Origin of the sequence: Sporosarcina ureilytica (assembly GCF_001753205.1) — a bacterium.
Lineage (GTDB): Bacteria > Bacillota > Bacilli > Bacillales_A > Planococcaceae > Sporosarcina > Sporosarcina ureilytica.
Genome location: NZ_CP017560.1, coordinates 2,972,325 through 2,998,074, shown reverse-complemented (window position 1 = coordinate 2,998,074; position 25,750 = coordinate 2,972,325). Strand labels below are relative to the sequence as shown.

The following is a 25,750-nucleotide window of genomic DNA, read 5'->3' as shown; positions in this document are numbered from 1 at the left end:
ATTTACGTTAAAACTATTCAATTCGATTAGGTTTCGAATGAATAGTTTTTTGTTTAGGAAGTTCTTTAACAGTTGGGGAAAATGATTAAATGGTTTTATTAAGAACGATTCACGGAAGTTCAACCAAACAAGTTTGTTTGAACTTCCGTAGTTTTTGTGTGACGTTTAGCTTAATATTTCCCGTAACTTCATCAGCATTCTTTCTCTTCTCTTTTTAATGCCTGGAATTGAAATCCCCACTAATTCTGCACATTTTACATGGGAGAATTCATTGATAAACAGAAGTTGTATTAGTTCTTTTTCTTTTACAGTTAACTGTCCAATTGCCCAACTAATCTTTTCTGACCAAGCTTCCAATTGGACTATATCTTCGCCAGCTAAACTCATTAATAATTCATCTTCCGTTTGAACGATGTGTTCTTCAAATCGATGCTCCCTTTTGATTTCATCCAACATTGCGCCACGTATACTCCGCGAGGCGAATGGGGCAAAATGACCTTTGCCTTCTTCGTATCTTGTCCAGGCTTGCCATAAAGCTATCCTTCCAACTTGTCTAAATTGTTCATAATTACGATACACATGTAGCTGTCGCATGGACGCAGTAATCATTGGTTCATACTGTACTAAAACTTCCTCAAAGTTTTTCACACTACGGCCCTTTCAACCGTGCACGATTCGTTTATTCCCGGGTGCTTATACATTAGGACAAACTTGAATCTAGGTCGAAAGGCTGTTTGTGAGAAATGTAAGAGGTCGGATTACTATCAGTGACGTGAAAACTGAGTATTCACTCGAGAAATACCATGAAAACTGCAAGTTGGGGCAAAAACCGGTATGGAAATGCCATTTTCCGTGTCTACTACTTGTATATATGAATTATTTTAATGGACTTTCGTAGTTAACGAACAGAATACCTGGGGAGTATGCAACGTATCGGTAAAAGAATGCAACGCTCCTGTGAAAGTCCTCAACGTTTTATGAAAAGTACGCAACGCTGTCGAAAGTATGCAACGTAACGGTAAATGGATACAACGCTCCTGTGAAAGTATTCAACGTTTTATGAAAAGTACGCAACGCTGTCGAAAGTATGCAACATAACGGTAAATGGATACAACGCTCCTGTGAAAGTATTCAACGTTTTATGAAAAGTACGCAACGCTGTCGAAAGTATGCAACGTATCGGTAACAGGAAACAACGCTCCTGTGAAAGTCCTCAACGTTTTATGAAAAGTACGCAACGCATGCGAGAGTATGCAACGTATCGGTAAAAGAATGCAACGCTCCTGTGAAAGTCCTCAACGTTTAATGAAAAGTACGCAACGCATGCGAGAGTATGCAACGTAACGGTAAAAGAATGCAACGCTCCTGTAAAAGTCCTCAACGTTTAATGAAAAGGAGGCAGCCCTATTACAAGAACATACAAGGCTTTTTAAAAAAGTTGGTCATTCACATGCAGGTGAATGACCATTTAAGTTGGGAAAAGCAATTTATAATTAGTTCTTGCGTTTTATGATGAAAAACGATAACATGTAAACTAAATAATCAGAATAGGAGGGGTTCAAATAAGCCCACCACGACAACCACCAATTGAATTAAAAATAATCAATCGTTTATTAACTAGACTACCGACCCAGCATCAGCGTTACGATGAAATTTTAGACAGAAAGAATCGAATTGAAGCTGGCTATTCAGGAGAGCTCAATGTCGATCGTGTTTTGCATGAAATCAATTTTCCCCCAAGCACAAAAATCTTGAAAAATATTAAGTTACAAGTAAATCCCCATTACTTGTTTGAAATTGACACACTTATCCTTTCTCCGTCTCGTATTATCCTATTAGAAATTAAAAATTATAATGGTACAGTTTATTTTGATGAAGAATCAGGCAAAACAATTAGAGTCTCACCGACAGGCAAGAAGGATTATTTTGATTGCGTTATTCATCAGCTTATTAGAACAGAGACAGCACTTAGTCGATGGCTCGCCAATCGGAATATTAATGTTTCTATAGAAGGTGTTCTTGTGATGGCAAATCAACGTACGATTATCCATGAAATGCCAAAAACTGTACTTGTCAAATATCGAAAACAGCTGCCGCGATATATATCGGGGTTACCAAAACTCTCGGCTATTTTATCGGGCGAAGAGATTACTAGAATTGTTAAAAAGATAGAAGAAAGTTCACGCGAAAACTACCGGTTAGCTTGTGAACGGTTTAACTTTCAGCCATCTGAATTAAAGAGTGGAGTATTATGTTCCGATTGTAATGGATTAATGAATAGGAAAAGGGGGCAAAAATGGCGTTGTCTCAGTTGTGGGAAATATGCCACTCAAGAACTTTATCAAGTATTGGAAGATTGGTTTTTACTAATAAAGCCAACGATTTCTAATGCTGAATGCCGAGCATTTCTAAATTTAGAATCGAAATATGCGGCAAGTATTATTCTGCGCCATTCAAAATTAAGTAGAAAAGGAAAACCGCCGAAAACTCATTATTTTTATGCTGATCAAGAACAACTATATAGGAAGTAACACAAATTTGCCGTCCATTGCATTGGACGGCTATTTGCATTCAATTTTATAGGTGGTAAGTTTATTTTACATTTTGGAAGAAATTACCATTACTCTAAAAGAACGCAACGCTTCCGGAAAAGTATGCAACGCTCCCGAAAGTACTCAACGTATCAATAAAAGTATGCAACGCTTTTCCCAAAGAACGCAACGCTTCCAGAAAAGTATGCAACGCTCCCGAAAGTACTCAACGTATCGATAAAAGTATGCAACGCTTCTCCCAAAGAACGCAACGCTTCCAGAAAAGTACGCAACGCTCCCGAAAACGACTCAAAAAAAAGAAGAGAAAGTGATAGCACTTTCTCTCCTCATAAATCTATTTTATGCATATTCTTGGAAAGCTCTATGAATCTTAGCGCGCCCTGCTTTAATTTGCGGGTGGAATTGGATAGAAGCGGCTTCGCGAATTGCTTTTACTTCTTCCTTCGCTTTTTCGACTTTGTCTTGTTGCTCGGCGATTGCATAGCCAGCGACAGTTCCTTGTGCACGGGCTACTTTGGCGCTTTCGATGCCTGTAATGTTACCTGCAACATAAAGACCATCTAATGGCGTTTCCATTTGTTCGTTGTGTACTGGAACGTGCCCGCCGAGTTCTTCAATATAACGGAATGGACAGCCTACAACGGAAGCTAGTTCACTTAATGGATATAGTCCGCCAGCGATACAAACGAAATCGACTTTAATGATTTCTTCTGTGCCTGGAATGATTTCGCCTTCTGGTGTAATGTCTACCATTGTGACGGATTCGACTTTATCGGTTCCGTTAATTTGCGAAATCGCTTTGCGAATGTGGATCGGCATTCCCCACATTTTTACGCCGCCTTTAGGATAAAGTTTAACAGCTAACTCGCGGACTTTAGCGTTCTGTGCAAATTTACTTCCGAAACGTAAAAATGCAGAAGGCGCTAAATGTGCGATGCGAACTAGGCCATCCATTACTTTCCCTGGATGCGCATGGTCTTTCGTTACCGGATTACTGACTGGTAAGGCCATACTATGTAAGTCGATGCCTGCAATTTGAAGTTCACGTGCGATTGCCGCGGATAAAACGTTTACACCCACAACAATGCCTTTCTTTCCAACTTGTACACGATGAACGTTTGTCATGACTTGTGCAGCACCGATTGACATCACGCCTGGAAGTGTCCATCCAGGAATCGGAACTGCTGTTTCAGCGGCTCCTGATGCAATTAGTAATTTTTTTGTTTTAAGAAGGCCATCGTTTGTATGGACGATATATCCTTCATCTGTTTTCTCGATGTGGTGACAGGAAATGCCACATTTAATCGTTGTATTGAGAGCGTTTGCTTTATCAAGTAGAATTTGCGTTTCTTTAATCCCATTCCACCATTCGCCTGTTGGTTCTTGGTGAAGTTGGCCTAATAGTCTCCCACCTGGTTGCGTAAATTCATCAATTACGAGTACATTTAAATTTGATTCACGACAAGCAATAGCCGCTGATAAACCAGCTGGTCCAGCTCCGATGATTACGACATCAAACATTCGAATCACCGTCCTTCTTATCTTTATTTCTTTCTTCATATTCTGCATATGTACGTGGCCAATTTTCTGGTGACGTATTGAAAGGTGTCGGTTGTCTTTTACCGCTTTCAACTTTCAAATCATTTTGGATTGGGGTCATGCATGCACGAACCGTATCTGTTTCGTTTACAGTTACACGACACTCAAAGCAATGTCCGATGTTACAATAAATGGCACGTGGTTCACCTGTTTCTTCATGCACACGTAATTGTCGAATTCCGTTTGCAAGAAGGGCAGAAGCAATAGTATCTCCCTCGTAGCCTTCAAATGTTTGACCATCAAAAGTAAATGTAACGGTTTTTTTATTTTCTAACCTACCTAATACTGGATGATTCATAATACGATTAGTCGTCATTTCGATTACCTCCTAAAACAGATAATGTAACAGGACGAACAGGAGGTTGTACTTTTAATGGTATTGTATGTCCTGCTTTTTCTCCTGTAACATGTTCTAAGACAGCATCTACTGCTGGTCGGCACGTGCGTCCGCCGCAATAGCCCATTCCTGCTCTCGTACGTAATTTAACTTCTCGAGCTGAGCAGTTATATGTGTTGGCGGTAGTTTCGATGTCTTCTAAAGAAACGTCTTCACATCTACAAATAATTGTTTTTTCCACGGGGCCAACTCCTCCTTTTACATAATTGCAAAATAAATTTGACAGGTTGTCTAATCCTATTTTAACATAGAAGTGTAGATAAGAATCAAATTTCTATAAAAATAGAAGTTATTTTTAATACTATCTATATTTATAATACTATCTATACTATAATGTAGTATAAATGCTCTTTCTATGTCAAAGGAGGAAACAATATGTCGACGAATCATGCAGAAGTTGCGATTATTGGCGGTGGGATTGTCGGATGTGCAATCGCTTACTATGTTGCCAAATCGGGGATTGATTGCGTATTAATTGAGAAAAATGACATTGCGAGTGGGACGTCTTCACGCTGCGATGGAAACATAACAATTGTTGATAAAGATCCTGGATTCGATAGTCTTATGTCGTTGAAAAGTCAGGAATTAACTGTTGATTTACATGAAGAGCTTGACTTGCCATTTGAATACCGTCCATTAGGCAGTTTGCTAGTTTGTGATAATGACACTGAAATGGAAGCTGCAAAAGAGTGGGTAGATATCCAGAATAAGGCTGGCTTAAAGTTTAACTTATTGGATCGTTCAGATCTTCGACAGGAATCTCCTTATTTTGCAGATGACATTCCAGGTGGATTGGAATGTGAAACCGATTCGCTCATTAACCCATATTTATTTTGCTATTCGTTAATTGATAAAGCAAAGCAGTACGGACTTAAACTACATACACAGACGGAAGTCACGGGCATGAAGAAGAAGGACGACTTTATCATTGAGACAACAAACGGTACGTTTACTGCGAAAAAAGTAGTGAATGCGGCAGGCGTTTGGGCACCGTTTCTTGGAAAAATGCTAGAGTTAGATATTCCTATTATTCCAAGAAAAGGACATATTCTTGTAGGTTCACGCCAAGAGCCGGTCATGATGCGAAATGTGATGGAATTCGGTTACTTAATGAACAAATTTGGCCGTGAAAGAATTACGGATGAGCGTACAGAAAAACACGGTGTTGCACTCGTTCTAGAACCACTTGAAAGTCAAAACTTCTTAATTGGAAGCAGTAGACAATTTGTTGGCTATGATGGAAGAATCGATATTAATGTCGTTGAAACGATGGCAAGAAGAGTGCTTAGATTCTATCCAGAGATGAATGATTTCAATATCATTCGTACCTACACAGGTTTCAGACCTTGGACGTCGGACCACTTACCAATTGTTTCAGAAGTTGAAGAAATTCCTGGGTATTATATTGCCGCAGGACATGAGGGTGACGGGATTAGTTTAGCAACAGTCACTGGAAAAATAATTGATGAGTTAATCCGCGGGGTAGACACGATTATCCCAACGGATCCGTTAAAGTTTGAGCGTTTTAAAGAAGTCGTTAAAAGTTAGTTGAAAAAGTGCCTCTTTCGATAACGAAGCAGGCACTTCTTTATCAAAAGAGGAAAAATTGAATAGGACATGCTCAGAAACTTTTACGGGTTTTAACTAAAGTAAATTGGGGGGGAAAAAGATGTTTAGAGTTTTGAAAATTGGGAGTGCTTTTATTGGCATCATCGTAGGAGCGGGCTTTGCTTCAGGACAAGAGATTTTGCAATATTTCACAAGTTTTGGTCATTTAGGAACGGCAGCAGCTATTTTATCAACCGCATTATTTGCTTACATGGGGATGACGCTCACACGATTAGGAAGTAGAATGCGAACGACAAACCATAAAGATGCAATTTATAAAATTAGTGGTAAATATTTAGGGGTACTCGTTGATGCAATCATTGTTTTCACACTATTCGGAGTAGGCGTTGTCATGATTGCAGGCGCGGGATCGATTGGGAATCAACAGTTTGGTATGCCTGCCTATTTCGGTAGTGCACTACTCGTTGTTTTGCTAATTTTCACAATGTTGATGAACGTTGAGAAAGTAGTTGGTGTGATTGGAAGTATTACACCTTTTCTAGTTTTAGCCGTCATCGGGATTAGCGTCTATAGTATATTTACAATGGATTTATCATTTAGTGAACTGAATCCAATCGCTCTAAATCATGAAACAACTTTACCGAACTGGTTTATTTCAGCACTTAACTATGTCTCCTTTAATATCGCAGTAGGTGCCGCGATGTCGCTTGTCATGGGGGGCGCTGAGAAAGATGAAAGAACAGCAGCTCTAGGTGGATTAGTCGGCGGACTTGGACTCGGTATTTTGATTATTCTGAGTCACCTTGCAATCTTCTCGAAAGTCGATGTCGTTGCATCTTATCAAATGCCGATGTTAAAAATTGTGAACGACATCTCACCAGGGCTAGCAATCTTTATGTCATTTATTTTATTCGGAATGATTTTTAACACGGGTGTAAGTATGTTCTATGCATTCGTAGCAAGATTCTTTGATATGAACAAAAAAACATCGAATGTTGCGGTTTTCGTCGTATGTATCGTTGGATTTGTATTAAGTTTCGTTGGATTCACAGAGTTAGTTGCTTTCTTCTACAACTTAATTGGATATCTAGGTCTATTCTTAATGGCCGCGTTAATTTATGCACCAATTAAATTGTCGAAAGAGCGGAATTTGAAAGCGTCTCGATTGCAGGAAGTTAAATAAATGGAAGCTTTGCTATGAGAAGTCTATTTCATAGTAAAGCTTTTTTTCTGGAATTAATGTTTATATGGAAATATGCGTATGATTGATTAACGTGCTATCTAGAAATAACAGTTGTACGTTGTTAATTATCTTAACGTATAATAAATTACATAAAGTAGCCAGAATCCACTTCCTATGCTACAGTTAATTCAAAAAAAGAGAATATATAGGGGGAGAACGCTATGAACCTATTGGCAGTAGATATTGGTGGGACTTCTATTAAAATTTGTCTTGTAGATGAAAAAGGAAATACATCAAATTTTCGAGAGATTGATTCGGAGGCAATGAAAGGTGGACCGTATTTAGTTGAAAATCTGATGAAAGTAATTGAAGCACATTATTCAGGTTTTAAAGCGATTGGCATTAGTACGGCGAGTCAAGTTGATAGTGATAATGGAATCATCGTTTATGCGAATGAAAACTTTCCCGGTTACAAAGGGATGAATTTGAAAGCACTTTTTGAAGAGCGTTTCAACGTGCCGGTAAAAGTAGAAAACGATGTGAATGCGGCAGCGCTTGGCGAAAAGTTCTTTGGTGCAGGGAAGGATTTTGATGATTTTCTATGCTTAACTTATGGTACGGGAGTTGGCGGCGCAATTGTTATGAATTCGACTGTTTATAAAGGTCTGAATGGCATTGCAGCGGAAGTCGGCCATCTCGTTTTGCATCCTGGTGGGGTGAAATGTAACTGTGGGTGCTATGGTTGTTATGAAATGTATGGTTCTACAACAGCTTTAGTGAAACAGGCGATGAAGATCGATCCGAAATATACGAACGGCCGTAAGATTTTTGAGGGGCTAGATGAAGGCGACAAGCGATTAGAGACTGTATTAGAAGATTGGGTGCTTGAAATTGCAACGGGATTAGTTTCATTAACGCATATTTTCAATCCGCCTGCGATTATTATTGGCGGTGGCATTATGGAGCAAGATATGCTGATCAAAATGGTGAGAGAAAAAGTACAAGAACTTATTATTGATAGTTTTAGAGATGTACAAATTATGAGGGCTTCACTTGGCAATAAAGCTGGATTACTAGGGGCGGCAGCGCTTCACATGTAAGTTGGATGACAAAAGAAAGGGGGAATTAAAATGACCAATCCAGGTGGGTTGATGGGCGGACTTTATGCGCTTTGCGAATGGTTTATGAGATTTGCAGTTGTGAATTTATTATGGCTGCTCTTTAATTTCCCAATCGTTTATTTAGGTTTTAATATGCTTGTATTAGGTAAAGTTGAAGCGATTTTTATTTTCCTTATACCCATGATTGTGCTCATTCCATTTGTCTTCTTCCCGGCAACGACCGCAATGTTTGGAATGGCGAGAGAATGGGTGTTTAAAGATCGTGAGGGCGGTTCGTTAATTAAAGCCTACTGGCAATACTACAAAGAAAATTATAAAAGGAGTATTGTCAACGGGCTCGTGTTTACAGCTATTTGGTTAGTCTGGGCAGTAGATGTTTATTTCTTCTATGAGAATAATGTCTACTTGTTTATTTTCTTCTTAACGATGGGGATTGTGCTATTTGTCTTTACAATCAATTCATTTTCCATAACTGTCCATTATGAGATGACAGTTCGCGAGTCTTTAAAAAATGCATTTTTTATTACAGTAGGGAGTCCGGTGTTGTTCTTAGCCATTGCGATTAGTAGCGGGATGATCATCTATATGAGTTTCAATGTACTCTTATTTTTGCTGCCATTTTTTACAGGTTCGCTCATTGCATTTTTATCGTTTGCAGCATTTTACAGTCGGTATTTAAAGATTACTCAGGCGGGTATTAATTCTGAAAGTTAAAAATTTTGCAGTTGCATAAATGAAAAGGACGTGATAGGCTATAGAGGAATTACAAATGCAAGCGGTTTCATAGTGTGGGAGATACCTAAGTTATTAGGTTGATATCTCTCTACATCGCTTTATGCAACCGCTTGCACTAGGAGAAAGGGGAAGTTAAATTGAAAAGCAAGAAATCATTTTTTCGTATCGTTTTAATCATGTTAGTTGCTGTTCTTGCACTGGTTGGGTGTTCATCTTCTAATGACAGTGATCAAGAAAAATCATCAGTTGATCAAGTTACTATTGATATCATGCAATTCAAAGTTGAAATTAAAGACCAATTCGAAGATTTAGTCAAAGTGTACGAAGAAGAAAATCCTGGCGTAAAGATAAACGTAAAAACAATTGGTGGAGGAAATGATTACGGATCTACTTTAAAAGCGGCGATTTCTGCAGGAGATGAGCCAGCGATTTTTAACGTAGGTGGTCCATCCGATGTTGAAGAATACAGAGAATTTTTAGCAGACTTAGCTGATACCGATGCTGTGGAAGCAGCATTAGATGGAACATTAACGGCTGTTCAAGAAGACGATAAAATCTTAGGTTTACCTGTCAACCAAGAAGGCTATGGTTTAATTTATAACAAGAACGTATTTGAAGAAGCAGGCATTAACGCAGAGGACATTGTCTCATTCGAAGATTTGCAAACTGCTGTAGAAACATTAGATAAACAGAAAGACGAGTTAGGTCTAGATGCGGTGTTTGCTCTGCCGGCAAAAGAACTATGGGTTTTAGGTGACCATATTTCAAATATGTTTATCGCACCAGAGTTTAACAATGATATTCAAGAAGCTTATCATGCAGAAACAATTGCATTTGAAAAAGGTGACGAGCTGAAAAGATATCTAGACTTACAAAATAAATATTCTGTTCAACCAATTTTAAGTTTGGACTACTCGCAACAAGTAGAGCAATTATTTTCTTTAGAAAAAGTTGCAATGATTCAACAAGGAAACTGGGTGTACAATTCAGTTTATGATATGGACCCGGAATTTGCGGAAAATGGGATTGGAATTTTACCAGTACCAGTTGAAGGATTTGAAGGACATGTTCCAGCAGGTGTTCCAATGTTTTGGGCTGTGAATGGTAAAAAAGATGACGAAATAGTCCAAGCAAGTAAGGACTTTTTAGATTGGTTGTATACTTCTGAAACAGGTAAAAATGCTGTACTAGAAGATTTTAAGTTTATCCCAGCGTACAAAGACTACGATGTAGAAAAGATTTCGGATCCACTTTCAAAACAAATTTATGAGTTCGCTGAGGCTGGAAAAACATTTGAAGGATGGGTTTACCAAGGTACACCTACTGGGTGGAATCAAGAAACACTTGGGGTAAACATTCAAAAGTATTTAAGTGGCGATATGGAATGGGATGAAGTGATTTCCAAGTCGATAGAAAAATGGGAAACGGAAAGACAATAAGAATTAACCATGTTTAAGAAAAGATGAAAGTGCTGTCAACTCACTGACAATTACTTAGGCTTTGAAAGTAATGCTGATACTTCTATACTTTAGAAATGACTTGAGAAAGAGTACTTAAAATTTTCCATTGCAGCGAACAAAAACATAAAAAATTTGTTCGCTGCTTTTTTTACAGAAGTAAAAGATGGAGGTGCATTCATGCGTAATCGCGATATTTCGTTTTGGTTATTCTTAGCTCCGGTTCTTTTAGGATTAAGCCTTGTCATTTTGATTCCGTTTCTTTATGGATTTGTCTACTCATTTACGAATTGGAACGGACTCACGGCGACTGAATTTTTGGGATTTAAAAATTACATAACATTATTTAAAGATGCAGAGTTTAGGGCATCCATTTGGTTTACAACGAAGTTTGCGATTGTTTCTGTTGTTTTATTGAATTTTATTGGGTTAGGCCTCGCTTTACTCGTCACACGAAAAATGCGATCGAGTAATTTGATGAGAACAATCTTCTTCATGCCGAACTTAATAGGTGGGCTTATTTTAGGTTTTATTTGGCAGTTTATCTTTATTAATGTGTTTGGAAGTTTAGGAGATTTATTAGGAATCGAAGCATTGACTGGTTGGTTATCCACAACTGCAACTGGTTTTTGGGGGCTTGTCATTTTAACGTCTTGGCAAATGGCAGGTTATATTATGATTATTTATATCGCCTATTTAGAAAGTATCCCGAAGGATCTTATTGAAGCGGCGAAAATTGATGGCGCAAACAGCTTTCAACGTTTTCGAAATATCACTTTTCCATTAGTGGCGCCAGCTTTTACAGTGAGTATGTTTTTAACTTTGTCTAATTCATTCCAAATTTACGATCAGAACTTATCGTTGACGAACGGCGGTCCTTATAATTCAACACAAATGGTTGCCATGAACATCGTTAAAACGGCTTTTACTGAAAATAAAATGGCCTATGCTCAATCACAAGCTGTCATTTTCTTTATTATTGTTGCATTGGTAGCGATTACACAAGTTTACTATAATAAGAAACGGGAGGTTGACTTATAATGAAGACACGTAAACGAAAACATTACTTACTTGAAGTTTTCGGTTTGTTGTTAGCTTTGTTATGGCTCTCTCCGTTCTATTTAATGATTGTCAATGCATTTAAAACGAAACGGGATATTTTCTCAGATGTACTTGGACTCCCGAGCGAATTTGTTACTGAGAACTTTGTGAAAGCGTATATTGACTTAGATTTTACAAAATCACTCTTCAACTCCTTGTTTATTACTGTTTTGAGTGTTGGGGTTATTATTCTTTTCTCATCAATGGCAGGATATGCGCTTGCTCGGAATAAAAGTAAACTTAGCGGTGCACTGTTATTAATTTTCGTAGCGGCAATGTTAATTCCGTTTCAGTCTGTGATGATTCCACTTGTATCGTTATTTGGTAAAGCAGATATGTTAAATAAAACAGGTTTGATCTTTATGTATTTAGGCTTTGGTTGTAGTTTATCAATCTTCTTATATCACGGGGCAATGACAGGAATCTCAAAGTCATTGGATGAAGCAGCGATTATTGATGGAGCGAATAAGTTGCAAGTGTTTTGGCATGTCGTATTTCCATTGTTAAAACCAATTTCGGTGACAGTTGGTATATTAAATGTCATTTGGATTTGGAATGACTATTTACTTCCATCCTTAATTCTGTCAGATTCCAGTGCCACGATTCCGTTAAAAATGTTCTTGTTCTTCGGCCAGTACACGAAACAATGGCATTTAGCGTTAGCTGGATTAACAATCGCAATTATTCCTGTGATTGTCGGTTATTTCTTTGCCCAAAAACAAATAATTGAAGGTGTTTCTGAAGGTGCTGTCAAATAGTAGTAGATGAGGTGAAGAATATGTCTGTAACGATTCGGGATGTCGCAAAAGCCGCAAATGTAGCACCTTCTACTGTATCGCGTGTGATTTCTGACAGTCCGCATATTAGCGATAAAACGAAAAGAAAAGTACAAAAGGTAATGGCAGAATTAGGTTACCATTTAAATTATAATGCTCGAAATCTAGCACAACAATCTACTAAAACGATTGGTATCGTTGTGAAGCATTCTACTCAAGCATCAATGTATAATACGTTTTTTCCTGAAGTCATTGCGGGAATTAGTGCATTATGCAGTAAGTATGACTTCAGTATTAGTTTAACGACGGGAGAATCTGAGGAAGAGATTTATAACGACACAGTGAAAATGGTGCGTGGAAAAAGAGTAGATGGCATGATTGTTCTTTATTCAAAGGAAGATGACAAAGTTGTTCCCTACTTAGTTGACGCAGACATTCCTTTTGTCGTGATTGGAAAGCCGGTTCATTCGCAAGGTCAAATTACGTATGTCGATAATGACAACGTACAGGCAGCTAAAGAGGCGACGACTTATTTAGTCGATTTGGGGCATAAGAACATTGCGTTTATTGGTGAGGACACACAGTTTGAAGTAGATGAAGCGAGGTTAAATGGCTACTTATCGGCCTTAAATGAAAAAAACACCCCAATCAAAGATGAATATATTAAAAGTCTTAAATTCGATGCAGCGGAAGGAAGAAAAATTGCCGGAGAGTTGCTCGATGTAGCTGAACCGCCGACTGCACTGGTTGTTGCTAGTGACTTAAATGCACTTGTTATGTTAACGGCATTAAGTGAGAAAAATATTAAAGTTCCTCAAGATATGAGTATCATTTGCTTTAATAATTCAGTGCTTACACAAGTGTCTAATCCACCGTTAACTACGATGGACACACATATTTTTCAATTAGGTTATGAGTCGGCAAATTGTTTAATTGAAATCATTGACGAACCGTCTACATTTAATAAAAGTATCATTGTTCCAGCATTACTGATTGAAAGACAATCTTGTTTACAAATGTAACGGGTTGTTTCGAACTTAATTGCAACCGGTTGCATTAATTGTGCAACAGAGTAGCGTAGGAGGCATTATTTATGAACATAGTCGTTTGGAATGAAAATCGCCATGAGAAAGAGAACCCTGAAGTTTCTGCGATTTATCCAGAAGGTATTCATGGTGCGATTGCAAATTTTCTTGGTGAAGAATTTGAACATGTGAAGACTGCTACATTGGATGAGCCTGAACATGGCTTAACAGAAGAAGTACTTAAAGAAACAGATGTCCTCATTTGGTGGGGGCATATGGCACATGACGAAGTGGAAGATGAAATTGTTGAGAAGGTAAAACAAAGAGTCCTTGAAGGGATGGGGCTTATCGTTTTACACTCCGGGCATTTTTCAAAAATCTTTAAGACCTTGATGGGCACAACTTGTGATTTAAAGTGGCGGGAAGCCGATGAAAAAGAACGTCTATGGGTAGTGGATCCAACCCATCCGATTACAGAAGGCATTGGTGAATTTATTGAGCTGGATAAAGAGGAAATGTATGGAGAACATTTTGATATACCAACGCCGGATGAGTTAGTGTTTGTGAGCTGGTTTGAAGGCGGGGAAGTGTTCCGAAGTGGCGTAACTTTTAAACGGGGTAGAGGGAAAATCTTTTATTTCCGTCCAGGTCACGAAACATATCCAACTTACTATCATGAAGATATTCAAAAAGTAATTCGTAATGCCGTGAAGTGGGCAGCAACTACAAATACGCCTGTTCCTGTCTATGGAAATGCTCAACCTTTAGAAGAGATCAAATAAATTTAAGGAGATGGGTTCATTGACAACGTTGAAAGTAGCTGTGATTGGTTGCGGGAGTATCGCGAAAAACCGTCATTTAGGAGAATTTGATCATAATCCAAACGTAGAAATTGTCGCGGTATGTGACATTGTTGAAGAAAGAGTACAAGAGGTTGCGGAACAATACGGTGTGAAAGCTTATACAAACTATGAAGATGTATTGAAGATTGAAGAGATAGATGCTGTCAGTGTTTGTCTACCAAACTATCTACATGCGCCTGTTTCAATAGCTGCATTAGAAGCTGGGAAACATGTGCTATGTGAAAAGCCAATGGCAACTTCGATCGAGGAAGCTGACGCAATGATTGAAGCAGCGAAAAAGAATGATAGAAAATTAATGATTGCACACAATCAACGTTTTGTCTCCTCTCATCAGAAGGCAAGAGCGTTAATTGAGAGTGGTGAAGTTGGGAAAATCTTTAGCTTTAGAAGCGCATTCGGCCACGGCGGTCCTGAAACTTGGAGTGCAGATGGAAAAGATAGCTGGTTTTTCAAAAAAGATGAGGCGTTTATTGGCGCAATGGGCGACCTTGGCGTACATAAAACGGACTTGCTTCGTTATTTGCTAGGTGAAGAGTTTGTTGAAGTGGCAAGCTTTATCGAGACGAGCGCCAAGGACTTTGCCAATGTTGATGACAATGCAGTTTGTATTTTGAAATCAGAAAGCGGCATTATCGGTACACTTGCAGCGAGCTGGGCATATACAGCCGGAGAAGATAATTCAACGATTATTTACGGTGAACATGCAACATTACGACTTGAAGATGATCCTAACTATTCGTTAATCGTTCAGTATAAAAACGGTGAAGTAGTCAAATACGAATTAGGCGCAATTCAATCGAATGAGGATGGCGGCCAAACGACGTCCCATACGATTGACCATTTCGTTGAGGCAGTACTTGAAAATAAGGAACCGCTCATTGACGGTGAAGAAGGAAAGAAATCGTTAGAGGTTATTTTAGCGGCATTAGAATCGATGGAGACTAAGAAGTTTAGTCGGATTAACTGAATTGGGTTCATAATATAAACTCCATAGAAGGTTGATTTCCGCTGCAGGCGGACGCTTTCCGTGGGGCGGGCGGTAATCCCAATGTATATCCCTGCTCATAACGCTGCGCTTTTATTCGCAAAAGCCGTTCTTCGTTACGGCTTTCGCTAATCCCACAGGAGTCGCCGCCTTCCGCTACAATCAATGAATGCACAAATAATAAATATATTTCCATTCGGAGATTTAAGTGAAATAAAATAAACAGGAGGATGTATCCCATGAAACTAGGCGTATTTACAGTATTATTTTCAGATAAACCATTTGAAGAAATGTTAGATTATGTACAACAAGCAGGTATCCAAGCAGTTGAGATTGGAACTGGTGGATATCCGGGCAATGCGCATTGTAATGTTGATGAGCTGCTTGCCAGCGCTGATAAAAGAAAAGCGTACTTAGAGCAAGTGCATTCAAGAGGATTAACAATTAGTGCATTCAGCTGTCACGCCAACCCAGTATCACCAAATGAAGCAGTTGCAAAAGAAGCGCATGATACATTTGTAAAAACAGTGAAATTAGCAGAACTTATGGATGTTCCCGTTGTCAACACATTTTCAGGTACACCAGGATCAGGCGAACACTCTCAGATTCCAAACTGGCCAGTTTCACCGTGGCCAACGGAGTACTCCGATATTTACAATTGGCAATGGGAAAAGAAATTAATACCTTACTGGAAAGAGGCAGGAAAGCATGCTGAAGACCACGGCGTGAAAGTTGGAATAGAATTACACGGTGGTTTTTCAGTACACACACCGTATACAATGCTGAAATTACGTGAAGCAACATCACCAGCAATCGGTGCGAATTTTGATCCGAGTCACTTATGGTGGCAAGGGATTGATCCAGTCGCTGCGATTAAGATTCTTGGAAAAGAAAATGCAATTCACCATTTCCACGCGAAAGACACATATATTGACCAAGACAATGTCAATATGCATGGGTTAACAGATATGCAACCATACGGAGACGTTCAATCACGTGCTTGGACATTCCGTTCTGTCGGATGCGGGCATAGCATTCAAGAATGGTCAGATATGATGAGTGCACTTCGTACTTACGGCTATGATTATGTTGTGAGCATTGAACATGAAGACCCGCTGATGTCAGTAGAAGAAGGATTGACGCGTGCGGTGACGAATTTAAAATCAGTGTTAATTAATGAGAAGCCTGCGGAGATGTGGTGGGCTTGACGGCGATAGGTAGCTGTTAGATGATAGTTGTGACGTAAGGATTGCTAACGCTACGTCACAACTTTTTTCAATTAACAGGAAAGTTAAATGTCAATAACCTACATAATAGAAGAGAGTGTTACAAATGAAGAGGTTACGAGTTGGAATAATTGGAGCTGGCCTAATCGCAAAAGATGTACATATTCCTCACTATTTAGGACAAGGTGACCGGGTAGAAGTTGTTGCGATTGCGGATGTCAATGAAGCACGAGCAGCAGAGGTTGCAGAAGTTTTTGGTATTCCGAAAACATATCGTTCGTATCAAGAAATGTTTGCTCAAGTCAAACTAGATGCGGTTAGTATTTGTATTCCGAATAAATTTCATAAAGAAGCGACAATCGCAGCACTTGAGGCAGGTTGCCATGTGCTATGTGAAAAGCCTCCTGCCATGACAGTGAAAGAAGCAAAGCAAATGGCTGAAACAGCTAAACAAACTGGGAAAATTTTAACGTTTGGGTTTCATTACAGGTATCAATCTGATGTGGAAATTGCAAAATCGTTTATAGATGCTGGAGAAATGGGAGAGATTTACGCGGCCCGCGTGCAAGCAATTCGCAGAAGGGGTATACCTGGATGGGGCGTTTTTACAAACAAAGAACTTCAAGGCGGCGGCCCATTAATCGATATTGGCATTCATATGTTGGATGCTGCCTTATACTTAATGGATTATCCTGAACCTGCCGTTGTGCTTGGGCAAACGCATCAAAGAATTGGCAATAAAAAAGGTGTCGGTCTATTTGGGGATTGGGATTACGAAAATTATTCAATTGAAGATATGGCTGTTGGAATGATTACTTTTAAAAATGGTGCTTCGATTATCGTGGAATCAGCGTTTGCAGCAAATGTTGAAAAAGATGAAACAATGCAAGTGTCATTAATGGGCGACGAGGGGGGCGCAGATATTTTCCCGTTAAAGTTTTACAAGGAAAAGCATGGAACGTTAGTCGATATCACACCTGCTTACGCGCCTGAAGTGAATGGCCACCAACGTGAAATCAGTCAATTTGTGGAAGGATGTTTAGGCGGAAAACTTCCTTACAGTACACCAGAACAGGGTGTTATTATTCAAAAAATCGTGAATGCACTTTATGATTCGGCCGAGACAGGGAAGGCGATTACGTTTTAATACAACGTTTAGATTAACAAGTCTCTTGACGGGGCTTGTTTTTAATGGAGATTAATCTTGAAATACTCAATTCTCATTTACAAAAGATGATAAAGTAAATATAGGTGAATAACGAGGAGGATACCAATGAAAAAAGTAAAATGGGGCGTACTAAGCACAGCAGGCATCGCACAAAAGCAATTGCTTCCGGCATTTATGCGCGCAGATAATGCGGTCGTTACGGCAATTGCCACAGGGAGCGATATTGAAAAGGCGAAGCAAATCGCAAACAAATTCGAGATTGAGCATGTCTATGATAGTTATGAAAAACTTCTAGACGATCCGACCGTTGATGCAGTTTATATTCCCTTGCCAAATCATTTACATAAACAGTGGGTTGTGAAAGCGGCGAAAAAAGGAAAGCATATTTTATGTGAAAAACCAGCTGCCACCAAAAGGGAAGAAGTACTTGAAATGCAAGCAGCGTGTGAAGAGAATAACGTCTTGTTTATGGAGGCATTTATGTATTATTTCCATCCGCAACATGCTCGTGTTAAAGAAATCATCGATAGCGGTGAAATAGGTGAAGTGACTTTTATGCAAGCTGGATTTTCATTTTATATGCCGGTAGAGCGTAGAGGGAATAATATTCGCATGAGTCAAGAAAAGGGCGGCGGCAGTATTTATGATATTGGAAGCTATGCCATCCACACCATTAGAAATATTCTTCGCGCAGAGCCCGAATCGGTGCATGTTCATGCTGTCATGGATCCGGAATACGGAATCGATACAGATGCAGTCGGGTATTTAAATTTCCCGAACGGAATTCGTGCATCGTTTGATTCCAGTTTTAACTTAGCGATGCGACATGAATATAAAGTATATGGTACGAAGGGAAGCATTACTGTTCCACGCGCTTTTAGACCTGATAATTACGGTGGGGAAGGACTCATTCAAATTGAAAAAGGGGACGTTACGACGACAGAAATTGTTCGAGGCGATCAATATTGTTTACAAGTTGAACATTTATCACAAGCCATTTTAGACGGTGAGAAAACGGTTCACCATACATTTGAAAATACGTTGAATAATATGGCAGTCATTGATGCGTGCTATGCGTCGATTGCGTCAAATCGTGGTAAATCTATAAGCGGCTTTTATGAAAAAATGGGGAAAATCTTACCGTATCTTAAATTCCTTTAAAACTCAAATAGATGACTTCGAAAGAATATTGAAGTCATCTATTTTGGATTGCATGGGTTAACCTATAATTGGTTATCTAATTTTCATATAATTATAAATTACTAATAATTGATTTTACTAATTGTAGTTTGTCGTCTGGAATACTAAGCGGTATGACACATCCAGGTCCAAAAATAAATCGATTATCTCCAACTTGACTTAATGCATCCTTTAAGTGCTCTTTTAGTTCTTCTTCCGTGGCATTTGGTAAGACATTATGTTCATCAATGCCACCTATTAATATTTTATCTGTTAAACTTCGAGCATCTTTTAAGGAGACATTCGAAGTTCGGTCATGCCAGTTTATTGCTTGGACAGGATAGTCTTTTAACTCATCGAACATTGGTTTTAATCCATGTATGTGTAGGATATTGAACCATGTATGCTTTTTGATTTCCTCCAATAAAATCAAGTCGTATCGTTTACCGAACCGTTCGTAGTTTTCCCAAGTCGTTTTTTCAAAGTCGGCAAGTTGGGAAGCAAAAAAGAAGCCATCGACGCCAATAGTTATAAGCTCTTGAATAAAGTTGCAGGTTGTGTTCGTGATGATAGATAAACCTCTATGCAAGTCATCTTTGTTAGCTTCCAAATGCTTTAATAAGTCTACTCCGCATAACTTCCAAGCAATAGTCAATGGACTAAAAATAGTAGCGATAATAGGAACTTTTCCTTTGTATTTAGCGACAATATCTTTCGTATATTCCAACTCTCTTTTTAATGCACCATTATCTAAAGGTAGTGACTCCAGGTTGTTCCAGTCCTTAATTGTTTTGATAGGATAATCTTTTACGACCCCGACGTCTTGTGGATTAGTCGGCCATTCAATAACCGTCCCCCAATCTTCAACACCATATAAGCCATTATAACTAAGTTTAATGAAGTCCAAGTCAAGATCTTCTTGAAATACCTCCGTACGAGTAACAAACGCTTCTTGATTTCGATCCTCTAAAGGGAAATGTTTCCATAGACTGACGAGAGGGTGAGAAATTTCTTTTCCATCCAGAACTGCCTGGATTCTTTCTGTTGCCGTACTTGCAGTAATTGAATTAATATTTGTCATTGATATTCTTCCTTCCTATTAGTAGATTTGTTTACAAATAGAATCGAAAAACAAAAACTGGAGGAACTACATTTCTTCGTTAAAGATTATTACAGCTGTAAACTAAGTTTTTTTTCGTTAGTTGCAATTTTATCCAACGATTGTTTCAAGTCTGCGATAATATCTTTCGGATCCTCTAATCCAGAAGAAAGTCTAATTAATCCATCGGAAATTCCATATTTCATTCTTTCATCTTCCGGAATTGCAGAATGTGTCATAGATGCAGGATGTTGAACTAAAGTTTCGGGATCTCCAAGGCTGAAAGAAATAAGGCAAAGCTTTAAATTGTTAATGAAATCCCTACCACTTGTAACTCCACCTTTTAATTCAAATGATACGATGCCACCCATCGCCTTCATTTGCTCCTTAGCTAATTCATATTGCGGATGTGAAGGAAGTCCTGGATAAAAGACTTTTTCTACAGCCGGGTGTTGTTCAAGAAACTCGGCAATTTCTAGTGCATTATTACAATGTCTTTGCATTCTAATTGGCAGCGTTTTCAAACCTCTCATGATTAAATAAGATTCCCAAGAATTTAGATTTTGTCCTAAATCCCCCATGATTTTCTTTCTCATCATGTCAATTTCATCTTTCTTCCCAACAATAAATCCAGCAATGACATCCCCATGCCCATTCAAGTACTTAGTCCCGCTGTGAACTACAACATCTACCCCCATATCTATTGGCCTTTGTAGATAAGGAGTCATGAAAGTATTGTCTATAATAACTTTCAGATTATTTTTTTTGCCAATAGCGGATAAGGCCGCAATATCCAGTACAGTTAGACCTGGATTAGAAGGAGTTTCTATATAAAGAACTTTAGTATTTTCCTTTATGGATTTTTCTACTAACGTTGGATCCGTGCAATCAATATAGTCATAGTCAATTCCAAAACGAGGTGCAAGGTTTTGTAAAAAACTAAAAGTCCCTCCGTAAACATCTTTAGTAACCAAAACGTGATCTCCATGTTGTAAGTAGGCAAGTAAAGAAATTGAAATGGCAGCCATTCCACTACTTACGCCTAACGCAGCTTCGCCATTTTCTAGTTTTGCTATTTGACGTTCTAATTCGATTGTTGTTGGATTGCCATAACGGCCATAATAAATTCCTTCAATTTCACCTTGAACAACAGCCGCAGCATTTTCAGCAGATGGAAATGAATAAGCAACTGCAGGTGTAATTGACTGTGAAATAACTCCAGTATGTCTTTCTTCTTGTTCTAACGAATGAATAACATTGGTATCTGTACTCCATAGCTTCTTCATGATTTTCACTCCTAATTATTTATAAGTTTATTTAGTAAAACTTTGGCTTTTTATCTAACCCCCAAGTTCAACCATAACCTTATTATTTTTCTAGAAAACACATACAAATAATAAAGTTATAAGTTTATTATATTATCTACTTGTGTATATCATTACCTATTTTTAAAATTCTGTCAACAGATTTTTCTGAACATTTTAATTTAAAGGTGTTTTGTAGTTGTAATTTTCAGAAGTTTTCGGTTAAATGTGGGAACGTATCTATTATTTAAGTGGATATTAAAAGAATAAAAGTTTATAAAAACATTATAGGAAAAATAATAAAAATATATCTTGACACAAAGACAGAATTGAATGATAATAATGATAATTACAAAAAGTTAATAACTTTATAACATTATAACTTGGAGAGCGAGGTCCACATTAGATGAATGGAATAGTTAGTGTAATGGTAGATAAAATTAGTGAAAAGCTAATCTATTGGCGTCGACATTTACATCAATATCCCGAACTTTCCTTTGAAGAAGTAGAAACATCAGATTTCATTTACTCGGAGTTATCGTCATTTGGAGGGTTGGAATTATCTCGTCCGACAAAGACAAGTGTAATGGCTAGATTAATAGGTAAGAAGCCAGGAAAGACTATTGCGCTACGAGCTGATACGGATGCACTACCAATCGTTGAAGAGAATGATTTGAGTTTTTCATCTAAAAAGCATGGAGTAATGCATGCATGTGGACATGATGCCCATACAGCTATGTTGCTAGGGGCCGCAAAAGTATTAGTTAATATGAAAGAGGAAATTGAAGGTGAAGTACGTTTTATTTTTCAACATGCTGAGGAGCTTTTTCCCGGTGGGGCAAGTGAATTGGTTAATGCCGGTGTAATGGAGAATGTTGATCAAATAATTTGTGCACATGTGCGTTCGACCCTTGAAACAGGTAAAGTTGGCGTGATTTCTGGTCCGGTTTTAGCTTCTCCGGATAGTTTTTCAATCAGTGTTATTGGTAGTGGAGGTCATGCGGCTAAACCACATCAAAATATAGACAGTGTGATTATCGCAGCACAAGTAGTAACAAATTTACAACAAATTGTATCAAGGCAAATTGATCCTATAGAAGATGTTGTGTTATCAGTCACACAAATTCATGGTGGGTCTGCAGACAATGTAACGCCAGGTGTTGTTAAGATTAGTGGCACGGTACGTAGTTTTAATCCTCAACTAAGGACTGAAATACCGGAGAGAATGGAAAAAATTATAAAAGGAGTAACCGAAGCACATGGTGCAAGTTATAAGTTCAATTATAGTGAGGGGTACATGCCAGTAATAAATGATCCAAAAGTAACCCAAGTTGTAAAAGATGTCATAGTTGATTTATATGGAAGTAATGCGTTGGCGGATATTCAAAGAGGAATGGGTGGGGAAGATTTTTCAGCATATTTAACGAAAGCGCCAGGTTGTTTTTATTATCTTGGAGCAGGGGAGATAGATAGTCAGAAAAACTTTCCGCATCATCATCCGCAATTTAAAATTAACGAGGAAGTGCTTCCGATTGGTGTAAATACTCACGTAAACACTGTAATGAAATTACTAAAAAATTAAGGTGTGGGATATTTGGAAAAGCAATCAAGATTGGATAGATTATATTCATATATGGAAAGGGAAAATTTAGACCTAGTTTTCGTCACCCTTCCAAGAAGTATCTATTATTTTACGAATTTTAATACAAACCCTCATGAACGCTTTTTTTGCTTATATATTCCAATAGATGGAGAACCTGTATTAATTCTTCCGGAACTTGATTTAGAGGAAGCGACTAAAAAATCAAATGTAAAAAATATTAGAACACATAGAGATAATGAAAATCCTATGGATATATTGCGAGAGCTTACATCGCAACAAATTGAAAGATGTGGAATACAAAAAGAACATATGTCCTTATCAAGGTATGAAGCAATTAACAATGTTATTGGAGCTAAGAACTACATTGACATAGAAGACGAGATTCAAGATATGAAAGCGCTTAAATCTAGTGGTGAAATTGAAAAAATTAAAAATGCAATTCGTATTTCAGATCTGGCATTATCTGAGGGCTTGAAAATAGTAAAACCTGGTGTTAGTGAATACGAAATTGCCGCTGAAATTCAATACCAAAGATTAAAGCATGGAGCTGACGGTGGAGGTTTAATGGTTGTATCTGGTGAAAAGTCTGCCTTGCCTCATGGCCGTACTGGGAACCGTAAACTACAAGAGGGAGACTTCCTCCTCATTGACGGTGGGGTGATGAAAGAGGGCTATGTCTCTGATATTACAAGGACTTTCGTTGTAGGGAATATTAATTCGGAACAAAAAAGAATTTACCAAACTGTTTTAGAAGCAAATTTAACTGCTATTGATGCAATAAAGCCAGGGATTTCCTTTGGAGAACTAGATCAAATCGCTCGGGATATTATAAGCGATAAAGGCTATGGAAAATACTTTACACATCGTTTAGGTCATGGCATGGGCTTAAATAACCATGAGTATCCTTCAATACATGGATTAAATAAGGACACTGTAAAAGCGGGCATGGTATTTACGATTGAGCCTGGTATTTATATGCCCTCTGTCGGTGGAGTAAGAATTGAGGATGATGTGTTAGTTACTGAAGATGGTTTTGAAGTTTTGACCAACTATCCTAAGGAACTCACAATTCTATAAGAAGTTGATTGTCTCTGTGTAGAAATGATTAATAGAAGAGGAGGGCGATAAGGGGAAGATAAATTAAATTTTTAGGTGAAAATTTGAAGGGGAAAAATGTGAATACTATTAATGGGGGGAATCAATTATGAGGAAAACAAAGAAGTTTAACTTAAGTATTCTACTCTCTTTACTATTCGTTCTCTTGTTATCAGCCTGTACAGAAGGGACTGCAGGGACAAGTAGTGAGGGGAAAACAGCAGATAATGGGAAACAAGAAGCAAGAACGGATTTGAATATTGGTATTGAAGCAAGTCCAACAACACTTATACCAAACACAGATCCAAATTTTATTAAGGACTTACATTTAAAAAGTATTTTTGAGCCTTTGATTGGGAGAAATCCTGATGGAGAAATGACGCCACTTTTAGCAACTGAGTGGGAAAATATCGATGATTTAACCTGGAGATTTAAATTACGTGAAGGGGTAAAGTTTCATAATGGTGAAATTCTAACGCCGGAGGCAGTAAAATATTCTGTTGATTATATTTTAGATGAAAAAAACCAATCCGGATACAAAGGGCACTTTGCTCCAATTGAAGAAGTAAAGATTATTGATGACTTGAATTTTGAAATTATAACAAGTGAACCTATGCCGACGTTACTCATTAAACTGGCAGATAACATGCTTATTATGGAACCTAAACATATGGAAGAGGTAGGAGACAAGGCGTCTGAAAATCCAATCGGTACTGGTCCGTATAAATTTGTTGAAATGGACAGGGACCAAAGCTTTAAAATGGAAGCCTTTGAAGATTACTGGGATGGAGAGGTACCAATTAAAACTGTGAATTACAGAGTAATCCCGGAATTTAGTGCAAGATTATCAGCGTTTTTGGCAGGAGAAATTGATTTGTTGAATAACCTACCTGTAGATTCCATTGATAAAGTTAAGGATAGTGACCTTGGAGATATTGAAACAGTGAGTTCAGCAAGAGTGATTTACTTAGGTTTGAATGACAGTGAAGGTAGCCCGTTTTTAGATAAAAAAGTTCGTCAAGCTGCTAACTATGCAATTGATACGAGAGCCTTATTGGAGCATGTACTTAACAATCAAGGAACACAAATGACTGGCCCTCTTTCAGAAGTTAATGAAGGATATACAGAGACGAAAGAATATGAATACAATCCTGAAAAAGCAAAAGAATTATTAAAAGAAGCGGGATATGAGCCTGGGGAATTGAAAATGACGATTGAAACCACAAATGGCAGATATCCAATGGATGTCCAGGTTGCACAAGCAATGTCAACCCAAATGAATGAAGCAGGATTTGATACAAGTGTTCAAGTAAACGACTATTCAACTCATGTAAGTAGAATAGCAGAAGGGGAAGTAGGCGAAATTTTTGTTAGTAGTCTAGGCACACAATTCGATGCATTTGGTACTTTTAAAAACTTGTTTGTTCCAGGGGGCACCTTCTTAATTCATACAGCACCCCAAGAGATACAAGACAAAATTCATGAAGGCGGTACAATTGTTGATCCGGTAAAATTAAAAGCACATTTCGATGAACTACAACATTGGGCGGTTGAAGAAGCGGTTATGGTCCCACTTTGGCAACAAGGTGACGTTTACGCAATTAATAAAAACTTAGAGTTTCACCCACGTGTAGATCAACGGTATATTTTAACGGATGTAAAATGGAAAGAGTAAGGTTTATTAGACTCATCAAACTTTATAGATAGCAATAA

At 38.2% G+C, this 25,750-nt stretch carries 22 protein-coding genes and 1 pseudogene; 17 read left to right on the top strand and 6 right to left on the bottom strand.

All coding sequences use genetic code 11. The annotated features are described in order from the left end of the window. Positions 1-165 precede the first annotated feature (165 nt). Positions 166-648: a sigma-70 family RNA polymerase sigma factor gene (locus BI350_RS14670; RefSeq protein WP_075528823.1), complete on the bottom strand. Its 483-nt coding sequence runs from the start codon at positions 646-648 to the stop codon at positions 166-168. A gap of 1,067 nt (positions 649-1,715) precedes the next feature. Here BI350_RS14670 and BI350_RS14665 point away from each other — a divergent pair. Continuing rightward, entirely contained in the window at positions 1,716-2,531 is an 816-nt protein-coding gene (locus BI350_RS14665) for a nuclease-related domain-containing protein (RefSeq protein ID WP_075528822.1), read from the top strand. A 360-nt stretch (positions 2,532-2,891) separates the two neighbouring features. Here the strand turns inward: BI350_RS14665 and BI350_RS14655 are convergent, their stop codons facing one another. From BI350_RS14655 to BI350_RS14645, 3 genes and pseudogenes are all read right to left on the bottom strand, one after another. Next, a complete protein-coding gene (locus BI350_RS14655) occupies positions 2,892-4,073 on the bottom strand; it encodes an NAD(P)/FAD-dependent oxidoreductase (RefSeq protein ID WP_075528820.1) in 1,182 nt (393 codons plus the stop codon). 88 nt (positions 4,074-4,161) lie between these two features. Further along, a pseudogene (locus tag BI350_RS14650) lies at positions 4,162-4,467 on the bottom strand ((2Fe-2S)-binding protein); the annotation flags it as partial. Beyond that, positions 4,457-4,729, bottom strand: coding sequence for a (2Fe-2S)-binding protein (locus BI350_RS14645; RefSeq protein WP_075528818.1), 273 nt, complete (start codon positions 4,727-4,729; stop codon positions 4,457-4,459). The pseudogene BI350_RS14650 and the gene BI350_RS14645, both read right to left, overlap by 11 nt. Positions 4,730-4,923: 194 nt before the next feature. Between BI350_RS14645 and BI350_RS14640 the strand changes: the two genes are divergently transcribed. The 13 genes from BI350_RS14640 (at position 4,924) to BI350_RS14580 (ending at position 18,918) form a co-directional block, all read left to right on the top strand. After that, positions 4,924-6,096, top strand: a complete 1,173-nt coding sequence (locus tag BI350_RS14640) for an NAD(P)/FAD-dependent oxidoreductase (protein WP_075528817.1) — start codon at positions 4,924-4,926, stop codon at positions 6,094-6,096. A gap of 121 nt (positions 6,097-6,217) precedes the next feature. Further along, a complete protein-coding gene (locus tag BI350_RS14635) occupies positions 6,218-7,300 on the top strand; it encodes a YkvI family membrane protein (RefSeq protein WP_075528816.1) in 1,083 nt (360 codons plus the stop codon). A 221-nt stretch (positions 7,301-7,521) separates the two neighbouring features. Next, positions 7,522-8,400: an ROK family protein gene (locus BI350_RS14630; RefSeq protein ID WP_075528815.1), complete on the top strand. Its 879-nt coding sequence runs from the start codon at positions 7,522-7,524 to the stop codon at positions 8,398-8,400. 30 nt (positions 8,401-8,430) lie between these two features. Next, positions 8,431-9,135 carry a YesL family protein gene (locus BI350_RS14625; protein ID WP_075528814.1) on the top strand — a complete coding sequence of 235 codons (705 nt, stop codon included), beginning with the start codon at positions 8,431-8,433 and terminating at the stop codon, positions 9,133-9,135. A gap of 158 nt (positions 9,136-9,293) precedes the next feature. Next, positions 9,294-10,595 carry an ABC transporter substrate-binding protein gene (locus BI350_RS14620; protein WP_075528813.1) on the top strand — a complete coding sequence of 434 codons (1,302 nt, stop codon included), beginning with the start codon at positions 9,294-9,296 and terminating at the stop codon, positions 10,593-10,595. Positions 10,596-10,793: 198 nt separating this feature from the next. Then, positions 10,794-11,654 (top strand): carbohydrate ABC transporter permease, encoded by an 861-nt coding sequence (locus tag BI350_RS14615; protein WP_075528812.1) that lies wholly within the window; start codon positions 10,794-10,796, stop codon positions 11,652-11,654. Next, positions 11,654-12,472 carry a carbohydrate ABC transporter permease gene (locus tag BI350_RS14610; RefSeq protein ID WP_075528811.1) on the top strand — a complete coding sequence of 273 codons (819 nt, stop codon included), beginning with the start codon at positions 11,654-11,656 and terminating at the stop codon, positions 12,470-12,472. Before BI350_RS14615 ends, BI350_RS14610 begins: the two co-directional genes overlap by 1 nt. 20 nt (positions 12,473-12,492) lie before the next feature. After that, positions 12,493-13,512 carry a LacI family DNA-binding transcriptional regulator gene (locus BI350_RS14605; RefSeq protein WP_075528810.1) on the top strand — a complete coding sequence of 340 codons (1,020 nt, stop codon included), beginning with the start codon at positions 12,493-12,495 and terminating at the stop codon, positions 13,510-13,512. 71 nt (positions 13,513-13,583) lie between these two features. Next, the gene (locus BI350_RS14600; RefSeq protein WP_075528809.1) at positions 13,584-14,297 is read left to right on the top strand and encodes a ThuA domain-containing protein; all 714 of its coding nucleotides are present in this window, start codon (positions 13,584-13,586) and stop codon (positions 14,295-14,297) included. A 19-nt stretch (positions 14,298-14,316) separates the two neighbouring features. After that, entirely contained in the window at positions 14,317-15,345 is a 1,029-nt protein-coding gene (locus tag BI350_RS14595; RefSeq protein WP_155767542.1) for a Gfo/Idh/MocA family protein, read from the top strand. Between the two features lie 257 nt (positions 15,346-15,602). Continuing rightward, a complete protein-coding gene (locus tag BI350_RS14590; RefSeq protein WP_075528807.1) occupies positions 15,603-16,571 on the top strand; it encodes a sugar phosphate isomerase/epimerase family protein in 969 nt (322 codons plus the stop codon). Positions 16,572-16,695: 124 nt separating this feature from the next. After that, the gene (locus BI350_RS14585) at positions 16,696-17,736 is read left to right on the top strand and encodes a Gfo/Idh/MocA family protein (RefSeq protein WP_075528806.1); all 1,041 of its coding nucleotides are present in this window, start codon (positions 16,696-16,698) and stop codon (positions 17,734-17,736) included. 126 nt (positions 17,737-17,862) lie between these two features. Further along, the gene (locus BI350_RS14580) at positions 17,863-18,918 is read left to right on the top strand and encodes a Gfo/Idh/MocA family protein (protein ID WP_075528805.1); all 1,056 of its coding nucleotides are present in this window, start codon (positions 17,863-17,865) and stop codon (positions 18,916-18,918) included. A 91-nt stretch (positions 18,919-19,009) separates the two neighbouring features. On the opposite strand, the gene BI350_RS14575 is transcribed toward BI350_RS14580, so the two are convergent. Next, complete coding sequence (locus tag BI350_RS14575) at positions 19,010-20,017, bottom strand: uroporphyrinogen decarboxylase family protein (protein ID WP_075528804.1); 1,008 nt, start codon at positions 20,015-20,017, stop codon at positions 19,010-19,012. Between the two features lie 89 nt (positions 20,018-20,106). Then, positions 20,107-21,321: a trans-sulfuration enzyme family protein gene (locus tag BI350_RS14570; protein ID WP_075528803.1), complete on the bottom strand. Its 1,215-nt coding sequence runs from the start codon at positions 21,319-21,321 to the stop codon at positions 20,107-20,109. A 424-nt stretch (positions 21,322-21,745) separates the two neighbouring features. Here BI350_RS14570 and BI350_RS14565 point away from each other — a divergent pair, with 424 nt between their 5' ends. The 3 genes from BI350_RS14565 to BI350_RS14555 all read left to right on the top strand — a co-directional run bounded on the left by BI350_RS14565 (position 21,746) and on the right by BI350_RS14555 (position 25,712). Next, positions 21,746-22,921: an amidohydrolase gene (locus BI350_RS14565; protein ID WP_075528802.1), complete on the top strand. Its 1,176-nt coding sequence runs from the start codon at positions 21,746-21,748 to the stop codon at positions 22,919-22,921. 51 nt (positions 22,922-22,972) lie between these two features. Then, entirely contained in the window at positions 22,973-24,019 is a 1,047-nt protein-coding gene (locus BI350_RS14560) for a M24 family metallopeptidase (RefSeq protein WP_075529403.1), read from the top strand. A 127-nt stretch (positions 24,020-24,146) separates the two neighbouring features. After that, positions 24,147-25,712, top strand: a complete 1,566-nt coding sequence (locus tag BI350_RS14555) for an ABC transporter substrate-binding protein (protein WP_075528801.1) — start codon at positions 24,147-24,149, stop codon at positions 25,710-25,712. The last annotated feature ends 38 nt before the right edge of the window (positions 25,713-25,750 follow it).